The following is a 17,274-nucleotide window of genomic DNA, read 5'->3' as shown; positions in this document are numbered from 1 at the left end:
GTCTTTTGAGTCATCCGCATCCTGAGCTCGGCGCTCCGCCGAAGCTTCCCAAGGGTGGCCTGCGCGTCACCCCCCTCGGCGGCCTGGGTGAAATCGGCCGCAACATGACGGTCTTCGAGTACGGCGGCCGGCTGCTGATCGTCGACTGCGGAGTGCTCTTCCCCGAGGAGGAGCAGCCCGGAATCGACCTGATCCTGCCGGACTTCACGTCCATCAGGGATCGCCTCGACGACATCGACGGCATCGTGCTGACCCACGGCCACGAGGACCACATCGGTGGTGTCCCCTACCTCCTGCGGGAGAAGCCGGACATCCCCCTCATCGGTTCGAAGCTGACCCTCGCCCTGATCGAGGCCAAGCTTCAGGAGCACCGCATCCGCCCCTACACCCTCGAGGTGAAGGAAGGGCACACGGAGCGGATCGGCTCCTTCGACTGCGAGTTCGTCGCCGTCAACCACTCCATCCCCGACGCCCTGGCCGTCGCCATCCGCACCCCCGCGGGCATGGTCGTCCACACCGGCGACTTCAAGATGGACCAGCTCCCGCTGGACCGCCGGCTCACCGACCTCCCCGCCTTCGCGCGGCTCGGCGAGGAAGGCATCGACCTTCTCCTCTCCGACTCCACGAACGCCGAGGTCCCGGGCTTCGTCCCGCCCGAGCGGGACATCTCCAACGTGCTGCGCACGGTGTTCGCGAACGCCCAGAAGCGCATCATCGTCGCGAGCTTCGCCAGCCATGTGCACCGCATCCAGCAGATCCTCGACGCGGCGCACGAGTACGGCCGCCGGGTCGCCTTCGTCGGCCGTTCGATGGTCCGCAACATGGGCATCGCCCGCGAGCTGGGCTACCTGAAGGTCCCCGCCGGCCTGGTCGTCGACGTCAAGACGCTCGACGATCTCCCCGACGACGAGGTCGTGCTGGTCTGCACCGGCTCCCAGGGCGAGCCGATGGCCGCCCTCTCCCGGATGGCCAACCGCGACCACCAGATCCGGATCGTCCCCGGCGACACCGTGATCCTGGCGTCCTCCCTCATCCCGGGCAACGAGAACGCGGTCTACCGCGTGATCAACGGCCTCACGAGGTGGGGTGCGGACGTCGTCCACAAGGGCAACGCCAAGGTCCACGTCTCGGGCCACGCCTCGGCCGGCGAGCTGCTGTACTTCTACAACATCTGCAAGCCGAAGAACCTCATGCCGGTGCACGGCGAATGGCGCCATCTGCGCGCCAACGCCGAGCTGGGCGCCCTGACCGGCGTACCGAAGGACCGGATCGTCATCGCCGAGGACGGCGTGGTGGTCGACCTGGTCAAGGGCGTCGCCAAGATCACCGGCAAGGTCCAGGCGGGCTACGTCTACGTCGACGGCCTCTCGGTCGGCGATGTCACCGAGACCCATCTGAAGGACCGCCGCATCCTGGGCGACGAAGGCATCATCTCGGTCTTCGTGGTCGTGGACAGCAGCACCGGAAAGATCGTCGGCGGCCCGGACCTGCATGCGCGCGGCTCCGGCATCGAGGACTCCGCCCTGTCGGGCGTGGTCCCCAAGATCGATGAGGCCCTGGCCAAGGCGGCCCAGGACGGCGTCGCGGATGCGCACCAGCTCCAGCAACTGATCCGCCGCTCGGTCGGCAAGTGGGTGTCCGACAACTACCGCCGGCGCCCGATGATCCTCCCCGTGGTCGTCGAGGTCTGACGCCCGGGGACGTACGCAGGACTCAAGTAGGAGCGGGGCGCGCGGATTTGCATCCGGGCGCCCCGCTCCAGTACGTTTACGTCTCCTCCTGAACGGGAAGCGCCGCACGCCTGTGCGTACGGAGCCCCCGCCAAGCCAGGAGGAATTCCGACCCAGAGCAATCTGATAGCGTCGGATCAGCCGAAAGGCAAACCCCCTCCGACGGGAAATCGGACCAAATTCGAACCGGAATACGGAACGAAATCGAGTCTGATAGAGTCGGAAAGGCCGGAAAGCGAAAGCCGGACGGCCACCCCGCTCCAACAGGGGGCCGGAGACGGAAACGGATCTGGTAAGGTTGGAAACGCGAAGAAGCCGAAAGGCGGAAACGCACCGGCGAAAATCGGGCCCGCAAGGATCTGATAGAGTCGGAAACGCAAGACCGAAGGGAAGCGCCCGGAGATCCTGGTGAAACAGGAACAAAGGAAGCGTCCGTTCCTTGAGAACTCAACAGCGTGCCAAAAGTCAACGCCAGATATGTTGATACCCCGTCCACCTCGGTGGATGAGGTTCCTTTGAAAGCCCACCACGGCCCATGCGGTCGGGGTGGCACACACAGCGAGGACGCTGTGAACGACCGGACCTATTCCGTCTGGTTGTTCCGCTCTCGTGTGTGTTGACCCGCAGTTTTTAATTAAACGCAGTCGGGTAAACATTCACGGAGAGTTTGATCCTGGCTCAGGACGAACGCTGGCGGCGTGCTTAACACATGCAAGTCGAACGATGAACCTCCTTCGGGAGGGGATTAGTGGCGAACGGGTGAGTAACACGTGGGCAATCTGCCCTTCACTCTGGGACAAGCCCTGGAAACGGGGTCTAATACCGGATACGACCACCGACCGCATGGTCTGGTGGTGGAAAGCTCCGGCGGTGAAGGATGAGCCCGCGGCCTATCAGCTTGTTGGTGGGGTGATGGCCTACCAAGGCGACGACGGGTAGCCGGCCTGAGAGGGCGACCGGCCACACTGGGACTGAGACACGGCCCAGACTCCTACGGGAGGCAGCAGTGGGGAATATTGCACAATGGGCGAAAGCCTGATGCAGCGACGCCGCGTGAGGGATGACGGCCTTCGGGTTGTAAACCTCTTTCAGCAGGGAAGAAGCGAGAGTGACGGTACCTGCAGAAGAAGCGCCGGCTAACTACGTGCCAGCAGCCGCGGTAATACGTAGGGCGCAAGCGTTGTCCGGAATTATTGGGCGTAAAGAGCTCGTAGGCGGCTTGTCACGTCGGATGTGAAAGCCCGGGGCTTAACCCCGGGTCTGCATTCGATACGGGCAGGCTAGAGTTCGGTAGGGGAGATCGGAATTCCTGGTGTAGCGGTGAAATGCGCAGATATCAGGAGGAACACCGGTGGCGAAGGCGGATCTCTGGGCCGATACTGACGCTGAGGAGCGAAAGCGTGGGGAGCGAACAGGATTAGATACCCTGGTAGTCCACGCCGTAAACGTTGGGAACTAGGTGTGGGCGACATTCCACGTCGTCCGTGCCGCAGCTAACGCATTAAGTTCCCCGCCTGGGGAGTACGGCCGCAAGGCTAAAACTCAAAGGAATTGACGGGGGCCCGCACAAGCAGCGGAGCATGTGGCTTAATTCGACGCAACGCGAAGAACCTTACCAAGGCTTGACATACACCGGAAACGTCTGGAGACAGGCGCCCCCTTGTGGTCGGTGTACAGGTGGTGCATGGCTGTCGTCAGCTCGTGTCGTGAGATGTTGGGTTAAGTCCCGCAACGAGCGCAACCCTTGTTCTGTGTTGCCAGCATGCCCTTCGGGGTGATGGGGACTCACAGGAGACTGCCGGGGTCAACTCGGAGGAAGGTGGGGACGACGTCAAGTCATCATGCCCCTTATGTCTTGGGCTGCACACGTGCTACAATGGCCGGTACAATGAGCTGCGATACCGCGAGGTGGAGCGAATCTCAAAAAGCCGGTCTCAGTTCGGATTGGGGTCTGCAACTCGACCCCATGAAGTCGGAGTTGCTAGTAATCGCAGATCAGCATTGCTGCGGTGAATACGTTCCCGGGCCTTGTACACACCGCCCGTCACGTCACGAAAGTCGGTAACACCCGAAGCCGGTGGCCCAACCCCTTGTGGGAGGGAATCGTCGAAGGTGGGACTGGCGATTGGGACGAAGTCGTAACAAGGTAGCCGTACCGGAAGGTGCGGCTGGATCACCTCCTTTCTAAGGAGCACTTCTTACCAACTTCGGTTGGTCAGAGGCCAGTACATCAGCGAATGTCTGATGCTGGTTGCTCATGGGTGGAACGTTGACTATTCGGCGCACTTGATTGGTTGTCACTAGTACTGCTTCGGCGTGGAACGTGGGGATTGATCGGGTGGGCCGGGCACGTTGTTGGGTATCTGAGGGTACGGGCCGATGGTCTGGACCTTCGCGATGCCGGCCCCGGTAAAGGCTCACTTCGGTGGGTTGTGACGGGTGGCTGGTCGTTGCTTGAGAACTGCACAGTGGACGCGAGCATCTGTGGCCAAGTTTTTAAGGGCGCACGGTGGATGCCTTGGCACCAGGAACCGATGAAGGACGTGGGAGGCCACGATAGGCCCCGGGGAGCTGTCAACCAAGCTTTGATCCGGGGGTGTCCGAATGGGGAAACCCGGCAGTCGTCATGGACTGTCACCCGCTGCTGAACACATAGGCAGTGTGGAGGGAACGCGGGGAAGTGAAACATCTCAGTACCCGCAGGAAGAGAAAACAACCGTGATTCCGGGAGTAGTGGCGAGCGAAACCGGATGAGGCCAAACCAGTCACGTGTGATACCCGGCAGGGGTTGCGTGGTTGGGGTTGTGGGAGTTCTCTTTTGCAGTCTGCCGGCTGTGAGACGAGTCAGAAACCGTTGATGTAGGCGAAGGACATGCGAAAGGTCCGGCGTAGAGGGTAAGACCCCCGTAGCTGAAACATTAGCGGCTCGTTTGAGAACCACCCAAGTAGCACGGGGCCCGAGAAATCCCGTGTGAATCTGGCGGGACCACCCGTTAAGCCTAAATATTCCCTGGTGACCGATAGCGGATAGTACCGTGAGGGAATGGTGAAAAGTACCGCGGGAGCGGAGTGAAATAGTACCTGAAACCGTGTGCCTACAAGCCGTGGGAGCGTCGCTGTATGTGCTTGCACATGCAGTCGTGACTGCGTGCCTTTTGAAGAATGAGCCTGCGAGTTTGCGGTATGTTGCGAGGTTAACCCGTGTGGGGAAGCCGTAGCGAAAGCGAGTCCGAATAGGGCGTTGAGTAGCGTGCCCAAGACCCGAAGCGGAGTGATCTAGCCATGGGCAGGTTGAAGCGGAGGTAAGACTTCGTGGAGGACCGAACCCACCAGGGTTGAAAACCTGGGGGATGACCTGTGGTTAGGGGTGAAAGGCCAATCAAACTCCGTGATAGCTGGTTCTCCCCGAAATGCATTTAGGTGCAGCGTCGTGTGTTTCTTGCCGGAGGTAGAGCACTGGATAGGCGATGGGCCCTACCGGGTTACTGACCTTAGCCAAACTCCGAATGCCGGTAAGTGAGAGCGCGGCAGTGAGACTGTGGGGGATAAGCTCCATGGTCGAGAGGGAAACAGCCCAGAGCATCGACTAAGGCCCCTAAGCGTGTGCTAAGTGGGAAAGGATGTGGAGTCGCAGAGACAACCAGGAGGTTGGCTTAGAAGCAGCCACCCTTGAAAGAGTGCGTAATAGCTCACTGGTCAAGTGATTCCGCGCCGACAATGTAGCGGGGCTCAAGCACACCGCCGAAGTCGTGTCATTCATGCAATAGCCCTAACGGGTGTGTGGATGGGTAGGGGAGCGTCGTGTGCCGGGTGAAGCAGCCGTGGAAACGAGTTGTGGACGGTTCACGAGTGAGAATGCAGGCATGAGTAGCGATACACACGTGGGAAACGTGTGCGCCGATTGACTAAGGGTTCCTGGGTCAAGCTGATCTGCCCAGGGTAAGTCGGGACCTAAGGCGAGGCCGACAGGCGTAGTCGATGGACAACCGGTTGATATTCCGGTACCCGCTTTGAAACGCCCAATATCGAATCCATTAATGCTAAGGCCGTGAAGCCGGCCTGGAGTCTTCGGACAAAGGGACGTGGTGGAGCCGCCGATCCAAGGTGGTAGTAGGTAAGCGATGGGGTGACGCAGGAAGGTAGTCCAGCCCGGGCGGTGGTTGTCCCGGGGTAAGGGTGTAGGCCGTGTGGTAGGCAAATCCGTCACACATTAAGGCTGAGACCTGATGCCGAGCCGATTGTGGTGAAGTGGATGATCCTATGCTGTCGAGAAAAGCCTCTAGCGAGTTTCATGGCGGCCCGTACCCTAAACCGACTCAGGTGGTCAGGTAGAGAATACCGAGGCGTTCGGGTGAACTATGGTTAAGGAACTCGGCAAAATGCCCCCGTAACTTCGGGAGAAGGGGGGCCATTGCTGGTGATGAGTCTTGCACTCTGAGCTGGTGGTGGCCGCAGAGACCAGCGAGAAGCGACTGTTTACTAAAAACACAGGTCCGTGCGAAGCCGTAAGGCGATGTATACGGACTGACGCCTGCCCGGTGCTGGAACGTTAAGGGGACCGGTTAGTCGACCTTCGGGTCGGCGAAGCTGAGAACTTAAGCGCCAGTAAACGGCGGTGGTAACTATAACCATCCTAAGGTAGCGAAATTCCTTGTCGGGTAAGTTCCGACCTGCACGAATGGCGTAACGACTTCTCGACTGTCTCAACCATAGGCCCGGTGAAATTGCATTACGAGTAAAGATGCTCGTTTCGCGCAGCAGGACGGAAAGACCCCGGGACCTTTACTATAGCTTGATATTGGTGTTCGGTTCGGCTTGTGTAGGATAGGTGGGAGACTTTGAAGCAGCCACGCCAGTGGTTGTGGAGTCATTGTTGAAATACCACTCTGGTCGTGCTGGATGTCTAACCTGGGTCCGTGATCCGGATCAGGGACAGTGTCTGGTGGGTAGTTTAACTGGGGCGGTTGCCTCCTAAAGAGTAACGGAGGCGCCCAAAGGTTCCCTCAGCCTGGTTGGCAATCAGGTGTTGAGTGTAAGTGCACAAGGGAGCTTGACTGTGAGACTGACGGGTCGAGCAGGTACGAAAGTAGGGACTAGTGATCCGGCGGTGGCTTGTGGAAGCGCCGTCGCTCAACGGATAAAAGGTACCCCGGGGATAACAGGCTGATCTTCCCCAAGAGTCCATATCGACGGGATGGTTTGGCACCTCGATGTCGGCTCGTCGCATCCTGGGGCTGGAGTCGGTCCCAAGGGTTGGGCTGTTCGCCCATTAAAGCGGTACGCGAGCTGGGTTTAGAACGTCGTGAGACAGTTCGGTCCCTATCCGCTGTGCGCGTAGGAGTATTGAGAAGGGCTGTCCCTAGTACGAGAGGACCGGGACGGACGAACCTCTGGTGTGCCAGTTGTCCTGCCAAGGGCATGGCTGGTTGGCTACGTTCGGAAAGGATAACCGCTGAAAGCATCTAAGCGGGAAGCCTGCTTCGAGATGAGTACTCCCACCCCCTTTGAGGGGTTAAGGCTCCCAGTAGACGACTGGGTTGATAGGCCAGATATGGAAGCCTGGTAACGGGTGGAGTTGACTGGTACTAATAGGCCGAGGGCTTGTCCTCAGTTGCTCGCGTCCACTGTGTAGGTTCTGAAGTAACGACCTGACTGTATTTGATTAGATGCAGTATGCCGGGTTGGTTAACTTCATAGTGTTTCGGTGGTCATTGCGTTAGGGAAACGCCCGGTTACATTCCGAACCCGGAAGCTAAGCCTTTCAGCGCCGATGGTACTGCAGGGGGGACCCTGTGGGAGAGTAGGACGCCGCCGAACAATCATTCAGCTCCGGTCCCTGAACCTTCGTGGTTCAGGGACCGGAGCTTTTTTGTTCTGATTTTCGGGTGGTGGGTGTAACTCGACGTTCATCTCACCTGACCAGGATCCGTTGTATGCGGACAGTGGGAGCACTCAAGTCGGCCGGTGTCAGTGCTGGTGACGAGGTGGTGGTGCCGGCGTACGGCAACGCCGAGGTGGCCCGGGCCGTGCTGGAGTTGGGCGCGGTGCCGGTGTTCGCCGATGTGGACGGCGACAGTTACTGCCTGGACCCGGCCGCGGTGTCGGACGTGGTGACCAGTCAGACGGCCGCGGTCGTGGCGATCCACCGGTTCGGCCGGCGTGCGGACGCCGGCTGGATCCGTGAAGTGGGTCAGCGGCACGGGCTGTTGGTGCTCGTGGAGGACGAGCCCGGGGCGGACCCCGGGAACGCGGACCTGCGCCGGGCGCATGCGTCGTACCTGGACGGCAGGCTCAGCGGCGTCTGGACCCCGACGCCGGCGGCGGGGCACACGTACGAGCAGTATGTGGTGCGGGTGCCGGGTAACGGGCGGCCAGACCGGGATGCGTTCGCGCGGGCGCTGCGGTCCAAGGGCGTGGCGTGCAAGGTGCCCGTGCTGGCTCCGGTGTACCGGATGCCGGGACTGCGGCGGGATGTGTTCCTGCCGCAGACCGAGCGGGCGGTGGACGAGACGCTGGCGCTGCCCGTGCATCCGGGGATGTCGCGGCGGGAGCTCCACAAGATGGTCGGGGCCTGCAATGCGCTCGGCGGATTGCTGCAACCGGCCTTTTGAGCGACGGGCGGTGGACGGTTCGAAACTGCCGCGGAGTTGGGGTAATATCTATTCCGTTGCCGCGCCCCAATAGCTCAGTCGGCAGAGCGTCTCCATGGTAAGGAGAAGGTCTACGGTTCGATTCCGTATTGGGGCTCCAGAGGAGAAAGGCCCCCGCCATATGGCGGGGGCCTTTGTCGTATGCGGATGCCGTCATGGCGTGACGGTGTGGGGCAGCGGTGGGGGGATCTGGGGGAGCCACGGTGCGTGCCGTGGGCGGCTGTTGAGGACGGAGGCAGCGCAGGGCGGGCAGGGCGCCGTGTGTCGTAGGCAGGGAGGGCGCGGGGGCGGGGGAGCGGCCGACGGGCTGTGCGGGGTGCTCGTCGGCCGCCTAATCGGGTCTCAGCCCGCCGGGGCCTGGGGGACGCGCATGGCGAGGATGGCCATGTCGTCGGAGGCCGGTTCGGCGGCGAAGCGTTCCACGGCGCGCAGCACGCGGGCGGCGACGGCGCCGGCCGTCAGTCCCGTACAGGTCGTCAGGACGTCGGTGAGGCCGTCGTCGCCGAGCATGCGGGTGCCCTCGCGGCGTTCGGTGACGCCGTCCGTGACGCACAGCAGGACATCGCCGGGGTCGAGGGTGACGTTCTGTTCGTAGAGCTCCAGGTCGTCCATGACGCCGAGGAGCGGCTGGGGTTCGGCGGCCGGCTCGACGGTCCCGTCCTGGCGGAGACGGAGCGGCAGGGGGTGGCCGGCGCAGACGACCTTGAGGACGGCGCTGCCGTCGTCCTGCGGCCAGAGCTCGCCGTAAAGGAGCGTCAGGAAGCGGCTGCGGGCGCCCTCGTCGAGGATGGCGGCGTTGAGCCGCTCCAGGACGGCGGGGCCGCCGAAGCCCTCACGGGCCAGCAGGCGCAGCGCGTGCCGGGCCAGGCCCGTGACGGCGGCGGCTTCCGGGCCCGTGCCGCAGACGTCACCGATGGCGAAGCCGTAGGCCCCGTCGCGGATCGGGAAGAGGTCGTAGAAGTCGCCGCCGACCTCGTTGCCCTCGCCGGCCGCGCGGTAGATGACCTCGACCTCGACGCCGGGGATGTCGGGCAGCGGCTCCGGGGGGAGCAGGCTGCGCTGGAGCGACTGGCTGATGGCCGTGCGCTCGGAGTAGAGGCGGGCGTTGTCCAGGGCGAGGGCGGCCCGGCGGGAGAGGTCCTCGGCGAGTTCGAGGATCTCCTGACGGAAGTGCTCCTCGGTGGGCTTGCCGAGGGTGAGCATGCCGATGACGCGGTTGCGGGCGACCAGTGGCAGGACGACGGTTTCGCCGCCGACGGCGGAGGCGGTGGCGAGGGTGGCGCCGGGTCCGGTGGAGGGCCGGGCGGAGTTGCCCAGGCCCAGGCTGCGCATGGAGGTGCGCAGGGCGGCGTCGTGGGCGGCGTCGCTGGGGGCGGTCCAGACGCGGGCGCCGGGGGTGGGGACCGGCTCGGGCGGGTCCACCTTCATCAGCAGCGTCTTGAGGCCGTCGATCCGGTCCTCGTCCTCGTGCAGGACGTAGGACAGCTCGGGCTCGGAGGTCTGGTCGGCGACGGTGTAGACGGCGCACCAGGTGGCGAGGGTGGGGACCGTCATCTGGGCCATCAGGGCCAGCGTCTGGTCGCGGTCGAGGGTGCCGGCCAGCAGGTCGGAGGCCTCGACGAGGAAGGAGAGGGAGCCGCGGCGCAGCTTCTCCAGCTCGGTGAGGCGGGCGCGTTCGACGGCGAGGGCGATGCGGTCGGCGGCGAACTGGAGCCGCAGGGCCTCTTCGTTCGTATAGCGGCCGGCGCCCTCCGCGGCGACTCCGAGCGAGCCGGTCAGCCGGCCCTCGACCTTGAGGGGGACGGTGACGACCGAGCGCATGCCCGTGCCGCTGAGGAGGGGGACGGCGCCGGGGACGGCGGTGAGGTCTTCGTGGACGGCGGGCATCCGGGCGGAGCCGTAGCGTCCGGATCCGGCCTCGACGGGGACGCGGGCGAACCGCTGGCGGGCGGAGGGCAGGCCCGTGGAGGCCCGGACCTCCAGCTCGGTCTCGTCGTCGGTGGCCAGGAGGAGGTAGGCGGCGTCGCCGTCGAGCATGTCGCGGGCGCGCTCGACGGTGCGCTGGAGCAGACCGTCGAGGTCATCGGGGGCCGGGGAGCCGATGAAGACCTCGAACGGGTCGGAAGAGCGTCCCTCGGACTGTGCGGCCTGGGTGGCGGAGTCCGGCGCGGGGGTGCGCTGGGGGCTCTGCAGGATCGCGCGTTCGTGGTCGCGCACCAGGAGGCAGACCGTGGAGGCCTCGCCGTCGGCGTCGCGGACGCGCAGGTGGGAGGCGTAGACGGGGACGACCCGGCCGTCGGAGCCGCGGATGCCGTAGGAGCCCTCCCAGCGGGAGAGCTGGAGTGCCTCGACGATGCCGGTGCCGGTCCCCGGGGTGTGCGGCCAGGCGGCGAAGTCGGTGAGCGGTTTGCCGATGACCTGCTCGGGGTCGTAGGCGAAGAGGTCCTGGGCGTCTTCGTTCCAGAAGCTGATGCAGCCGCCCCGGTCGATCTGGATCACGGCGACGCGGACGCGGGTCTCGGCGACCGGGAGGGCGTCCACCGGGAGGGCAGGGCCTGCGGAGCGGGTGCCCGCGGGGCGCTCGGGGAGGTCGAGCTGGAACCATACGTGTTTTTGTGCGGCGGTGTACTCCACGCCCCAGCGGGTGGCCAGCGCGCCGCACAGCAGCAGTCCGCGGCCGCCCTCGCGGTCCGGGTGGACGACGACCTGTCCGGCGTTCTGGAGCGGGATCTCCCGTTCGGGGTAGCGGTCGGCGACGGAGATCCGGACGCCTTCGTCGTTGCGCAGGCACAGCACGTCGGCGGCGGTGCCGGCGTGCACCACGGCGTTGGTGACCAGCTCGCTGGTCAGCACGACGGCGTCGTCGACGATGTCGGCGCAGCCCCAGCCCTGGAGGGTGTCGCGGACGAATGCACGGGCAGTGGCGACCGAGCGCCCGACCGGCTCGAATGTTGCGGCGGCCCGCGCGGTGATCACTGGTCTCCTCATGCGTGTGTCGGTGATCTGCTCCCCCATGGTCGCGGCGCCCCTCCGAAATAAACCTGTTGTGCGTGCACCCCGCCCGTGCTCGATGGCCGGGGCGGGTGGACAGCCGTATGCCAGGTTACTTACCTTCGCCGCACCCGAGGATGCCGGTCACGTGTGTTTCCGCCCCAATCGTGCACCGGGACGGTGTGCGATGCTGCCGAACTGTTATGGCCTGGTTGAGCCATGGTGAAACACTGGGCAAGTATCAAGAGAAAGCCCGGGTAGAACGGTCGACCCTTGCGGGAGGGACACGGTGGAGTCTGGCGCAGCGGCGCGGGGCGCAAGCACGCGCGCGAAAGGCGGACGATCCCGGAACAACGGGACGACCGAGGTGGATACGGCTGCGCTGAATCGGCTGTTGGTCGCTCTGGTCGCGATGCGGGACGGGAACTTCCGCAAGCGGCTCACGGTTTCCGGCGATGGCGTCATGTCGGAGATCGCGGCGGTCTTCAACGAGGTTGCGGATCGCAATCTGCACCTCACGGGCGAGCTGACGCGGGTGCGCCGGGTCGTCGGGCGTGAGGGAAAACTCACGGAGCGGTTGGAGGTCGGCGCCGCCGAGGGCTCCTGGGCCGCGGCCATCGACGCCTCGAATGCCCTGGTGGACGACCTCGTACGGCCGGTCTCCGAGGTGGGGCGGGTGCTGTCGGCGGTCTCCGAGGGTGACCTGGAACAGCGGATGGATCTGCGGTCGCGCAGTTCGGACAGCTCTTCGGAGCACCCTCTGAGGGGTGAATTCCTGAAGGTCGGCCGGACGGTCAACGGGCTGGTGGACCAGCTCTCCGCGTTCACCGACGAGGTCACCAGAGTGGCCAGCGAGGTCGGTACGGAGGGCAAGCTCGGCGGGCAGGCCCGGGTGCGCGGAATGTCGGGTTCGTGGAAGGACCTGACGGAATCCGTCAACACCATGGCGTCCCGGCTGACGGCGCAGGTCCGTGACATTGCTCTCGTCACCACCGCGGTGGCCAAGGGTGATCTGTCGCGCAAGGTGACCGTCCATGTCTCCGGCGAGATGCTGGAGCTGAAGAACACCGTCAACACGATGGTGGACCAGCTCTCCTCCTTCGCCTCCGAGGTGACGCGCGTCGCCCGCGAGGTCGGCACGGAGGGCGAACTCGGCGGCCAGGCACAGGTCCCCGGCGTCGCCGGCGTGTGGAAGGACCTGACCGACTCGGTCAACCTCATGGCCGGCAACCTCACCGCGCAGGTACGCGGGATCGCGCAGGTCACCACCGCCGTCGCGAACGGTGACCTGTCGCAGAAGGTGACCGTCAGCGCACGCGGCGAGGTCGCGCAGCTGGCCGACACGATCAACACCATGACCGAGACGCTGCGCACCTTCGCGGACGAAGTGACGCGGGTGGCGAACGAGGTCGGCGCCGAGGGCCAGCTCGGCGGTCAGGCGCAGGTGCCGGGCGCGGCCGGGACGTGGAAGGACCTCACCGACTCGGTGAACACGGCCTTCCGCAACCTGACGGCGCAGGTGCGGGACATCGCGCAGGTGACGACGGCGGTCGCCAACGGTGATCTGTCCCAGACGGTCACCGTCGATGTGGCCGGTGAAATGCTGGAGTTGAAGAACACCGTCAACACGATGGTGGGTCAGCTGTCCTCGTTCGGCGCCGAAGTGACGCGCGTCGCGCGGGAGATCGGTGTCGAGGGCGAGCTGGGCGGCCAGGCGGCGGTCCCGGGCGCGGCGGGGACGTGGAAGGACCTCACGGACTCCGTGAACACCGCCTTCCGCAACCTGACCGGGCAGGTGCGCAACATCGCCCAGGTGACGACGGCGGTCGCCAACGGCGATCTGTCGCAGAAGGTCACCGTCGACGTCTCCGGCGAGATGCTCCAGCTGAAGAACACCGTGAACACCATGGTGGACCAGCTGTCCTCGTTCGCCGACCAGGTCACGCGGATGGCCAGGGACGTGGGCACCGAGGGCCGGCTGGGCGGTCAGGCCCGGGTGGACGGCGTCAGCGGCACCTGGAAGGAACTGACCGACTCCGTCAACTTCATGGCGGGGAACCTGACTTCCCAGGTGCGGCAGATCGCGCAGGTGACGACGGCGGTCGCCCGTGGTGACCTGTCCCAGAAGATCGACGTGGACGCGCGCGGCGAGATCCTGGAGCTGAAGAACACCATCAACACGATGGTCGACCAGCTCTCCGCCTTCGCCGAGCAGGTCACCCGGGTCGCCCGGGAGGTCGGTACGGACGGCAGGCTGGGCGGTCAGGCGCAGGTGCCGGGCGTCGCGGGCGTGTGGCGCGATCTGACCGACTCGGTGAACGGCATGGCCGGCAACCTGACGGCCCAGGTCCGCAACATCGCGCAGGTCGCCACGGCGGTCGCGCGCGGTGACCTGTCGCAGAAGATCGACGTGGACGCCCGGGGCGAGATCCTGGAGCTCAAGAACACCCTGAACACCATGGTCGACCAGCTCTCCTCGTTCGCGGAGCAGGTCACCCGGGTCGCCCGCGAGGTGGGCACCGAGGGCATCCTGGGCGGCCAGGCCGAGGTGCAGGGCGTCAGCGGCACCTGGAAGGACCTCACCCAGTCCGTCAACTTCATGGCGAACAACCTCACCTCGCAGGTGCGCAACATCGCCGAGGTGACGACCGCGGTGGCCCGCGGTGATCTGTCCAAGAAGATCACCGTCGATGCCAAGGGCGAGATCCTCGAACTGGTCACGACCGTCAACACGATGGTCGACCAGCTGTCGTCGTTCGCCGAGCAGGTGACCCGGGTGGCCCGCGAGGTGGGCACCGAGGGCCAGTTGGGCGGCCAGGCGCGGGTGCCGGGCGCGACCGGCATCTGGCTGGATCTCAGTGACAACGTGAACCTGATGGCCAACAACCTGACCATCCAGGTGCGCAACATCTCCCAGGTCTCGGCGGCGGTCGCCAACGGAGACCTGACGAAGAAGGTCACGGTCGAGGCGCGCGGCGAAGTCGCGCAGCTCGCCGACACGGTCAACACGATGGTCACGACGCTGTCGTCGTTCGCCGACGAGGTCACCCGGGTGGCCCGTGAGGTGGGCACCGACGGCATCCTGGGCGGTCAGGCCCGCGTCCCCGGCGTCGCCGGGACGTGGAAGGACCTCACCGAGTCCGTGAACTCGATGGCCAACAACCTGACCGGCCAGGTCCGCAACATCGCGATGGTCACCACCGCCATCGCCAAGGGTGATCTGACCAAGAAGATCGACATCGACGCGCGGGGCGAGATCCTCGCGCTGAAGACCACCATCAACACCATGGTCGACCAGCTGTCGTCCTTCGCGGAGCAGGTCACCAGAGTGGCCCGCGAGGTGGGCACGGAAGGCCAGCTGGGCGGGCAGGCGCAGGTGCGCGGCGTGGCCGGCACCTGGCGGGACCTGACCGAGTCGGTGAACGAGATGGCCGGCAACCTGACCCGTCAGGTGCGCGCCATCGCCGCGGTCGCCGCGGCGGTCACCCTCGGCGATCACAACGTCCGCATCGACGTGGACGCGGCCGGCGAGATCCTGGAGCTCCAGGACAACGTCAACACGATGATCTCCACGCTCCGCGAGACCACCCTCGCCAACGAGGAACAGGACTGGCTCAAGGGCAACCTCGCCCGGATCTCCGGTCTGATGCAGGGCCGCCGCGACCTCAAGGACGTCGCCACGCTCATCATGAGCGAGCTGTCGCCCGCGGTCTCCGCCCAGCACGGCGCGTTCTTCCTCGCCGCGCAGCCCGACAGCCGGGAGATCGGCGCGGACGGCGGCGAGGCCGGTGCGTACGAGCTGCGGCTGATGGGCTCGTACGGCTACGCCATGGGCGGGATGCCGACGACCTTCCGGCCGGGCGAGACGCTCATCGGCACGGCCGCGGAGGAGGGGCGCACCATCCTGGTGGAGAACGTCCCGTCGGGCTATCTCAAGATCGCCTCCGGACTGGGCGAGGCGCCGCCGGCGAATGTGATCGTGCTGCCGGTGCTCTTCGAGGACAAGGTGCTCGGCGTGATCGAGCTGGCGTCCTTCCAGCCGTTCACCCAGATCCAGAAGGACTTCCTCAGCCAGATCGCCGAGATGATCGCAACCAGCGTCAACACCATCTCGGTCAACACCAAGACCGAGGTGCTGCTCAAGCAGTCGCAGGAGCTGACCGAACAGCTCAAGGAGCGCTCGGGCGAGCTGGAGAGCCGGCAGAAGGCGCTGGAGCTGTCCAACACCGAGCTGGAGGAGAAGGCCGAGCAGCTGCGGGCGCAGAACCGCGACATCGAGGTGAAGAACACCGAGATCGAGGAGGCGCGGCAGGTCCTGGAGGAGCGCGCCGAGCAGCTCGCGGTCTCGATGCGCTACAAGTCGGAGTTCCTGGCGAACATGTCGCACGAGCTGCGCACGCCGCTGAACTCCCTGCTGATTCTGGCCAAGTTGCTGGCCGACAACGCCGAGGGGAACCTCTCCCCGAAGCAGGTCGAATTCGCCGAAACCATCCATGGCGCCGGCAGCGACCTGCTCCAGCTGATCAACGACATCCTGGACCTGTCCAAGGTCGAGGCCGGAAAGATGGACGTCAGCCCGACGCGCATCGCGCTGGTCCAGCTCGTCGACTACGTGGAGGCCACGTTCCGGCCGCTGACCGCGGAGAAGGGACTCGACTTCTCCGTACGGGTCTCCCCGGAACTGCCGGCCACGCTGCACACCGACGAGCAGCGACTGCTGCAGGTGCTGCGCAACCTGCTGTCCAACGCGGTGAAGTTCACCGACAGCGGCGCCGTCGAGCTGGTGATCCGGCCGGCCGGCGCGGACGTCCCGGTGGCCATCAGGGAACAGCTGCTGGAGCACGGTTCGCTGCGCGACCCGGACGCGGACATGATCGCCTTCTCGGTGACCGACACCGGTATCGGCATCGCGTCGAGCAAGATGCGGGTCATCTTCGAGGCGTTCAAACAGGCCGACGGCACGACCAGCCGCAAGTACGGCGGCACGGGCCTGGGCCTGTCCATCAGCCGGGAGATCGCCCGGCTGCTGGGCGGCGAGATCCACGCCGCGAGCGAGCCCAACCGCGGTTCCACCTTCACGCTCTACCTCCCGCACAACCCGGGCGGGCTGCCGCCGCAGGGCTACCCGCAGCTGGTGGCCGGCGGGATCGCGATGGACGCGGAGGCGCGCGAGACGGAGGTCGGACGGCAGGAGGCCGAGGAGCAGCCGGAGTTCGAGCAGGGCTCCGGGGGCAGCCTCAACCGGCGTCGCCGCCGGGCGCTTTCGGCCTCTCAGCGCCGTTTCGAGCTGCCCGGGCGGCCGCCGGCCGCCACACCGCCCCCGGCGCCTCAGGCGCCGCCGCAGCCGGTCGCACAGCAGCCTGCGGAGGAGCCCTGGATCGGCAACGGCCAGGATCTGGTGGAGCCCGCCTTCGAGGGCGGTTTCCACGGCGAGAAGGTGCTGATCGTCGACGACGACATCCGTAACGTCTTCGCGCTCACCAGCGTCCTGGAGCAGCACGGTCTGTCGGTGCTGTACGCGGAGAACGGGCGCGAGGGCATCGAGGTGCTGGAGCAGCACGACGACATCGTGCTGGTCCTGATGGACATCATGATGCCGGAGATGGACGGCTATGCGACCACGGCGGCGATCCGCCGGATGCCGCAGTTCGCCGGACTGCCCATCATCGCGCTGACCGCGAAGGCGATGAAGGGCGACCGGGAGAAGAGCATCGACTCCGGAGCCTCCGACTATGTGACCAAGCCGGTGGATACCGATCATCTGTTGTCGGTCATGGAGCAATGGATGCGCGCGGAGTGAGGGAGCGTCCAGTATGGAGGCGTAAGAGGATCATCGCGTGCTGACTCAGTGTCGCCGTGGACGTGTGGAAGCGCAGGATTCGGGGAACCTTCTGGTCTCTGTC

General features: G+C 65.3%; 4 protein-coding genes, 1 tRNA gene and 3 rRNA genes. 7 read left to right on the top strand and 1 reads right to left on the bottom strand.

The features are described from left to right. The first annotated feature begins 5 nt into the window (after positions 1–5). From Scani_RS02330 to Scani_RS02305, 6 genes are all read left to right on the top strand, one after another. Positions 6–1,691, top strand: a complete 1,686-nt coding sequence (locus Scani_RS02330; protein WP_159469532.1) for a ribonuclease J — start codon at positions 6–8, stop codon at positions 1,689–1,691. Between the two features lie 694 nt (positions 1,692–2,385). Next, positions 2,386–3,914 (top strand): 16S ribosomal RNA (locus Scani_RS02325). Between the two features lie 302 nt (positions 3,915–4,216). After that, a 23S ribosomal RNA gene (locus Scani_RS02320) occupies positions 4,217–7,339 on the top strand. Positions 7,340–7,430: 91 nt separating this feature from the next. Further along, positions 7,431–7,547 (top strand): 5S ribosomal RNA (gene rrf, locus Scani_RS02315). The 16S, 23S and 5S rRNA genes sit together here, the layout of an rRNA operon. Positions 7,548–7,663: 116 nt before the next feature. Further along, the gene (locus Scani_RS02310) at positions 7,664–8,341 is read left to right on the top strand and encodes a DegT/DnrJ/EryC1/StrS family aminotransferase (protein WP_159469531.1); all 678 of its coding nucleotides are present in this window, start codon (positions 7,664–7,666) and stop codon (positions 8,339–8,341) included. Positions 8,342–8,404: 63 nt separating this feature from the next. Next, positions 8,405–8,480: transfer RNA gene (locus Scani_RS02305), tRNA-Thr, on the top strand. A 242-nt stretch (positions 8,481–8,722) separates the two neighbouring features. Here Scani_RS02305 and Scani_RS02300 read toward each other — a convergent pair. After that, entirely contained in the window at positions 8,723–11,368 is a 2,646-nt protein-coding gene (locus tag Scani_RS02300) for a SpoIIE family protein phosphatase (RefSeq protein WP_246295447.1), read from the bottom strand. Positions 11,369–11,660: 292 nt separating this feature from the next. Between Scani_RS02300 and Scani_RS02295 the strand changes: the two genes are divergently transcribed. Then, positions 11,661–17,171, top strand: coding sequence for a HAMP domain-containing protein (locus Scani_RS02295; protein ID WP_159469529.1), 5,511 nt, complete (start codon positions 11,661–11,663; stop codon positions 17,169–17,171). Positions 17,172–17,274: the final 103 nt, after the last annotated feature.

This window comes from Streptomyces caniferus (assembly GCF_009811555.1).
Taxonomy (GTDB): domain Bacteria; phylum Actinomycetota; class Actinomycetes; order Streptomycetales; family Streptomycetaceae; genus Streptomyces; species Streptomyces caniferus.
This window is presented reverse-complemented; position numbering and strand designations above follow the sequence as displayed.

Excerpts from the sequence above, each read along its gene's own strand:
- Scani_RS02310 (WP_159469531.1), top strand. The coding sequence starts at position 7,664 with ATGCGGACAGTGGGAGCACTCAAGTCGGCCGGTGTCAGTGCTGGTGAC.
- Scani_RS02300 (WP_246295447.1), bottom strand. The coding sequence starts at position 11,368 with ATGAGGAGACCAGTGATCACCGCGCGGGCCGCCGCAACATTCGAGCCG.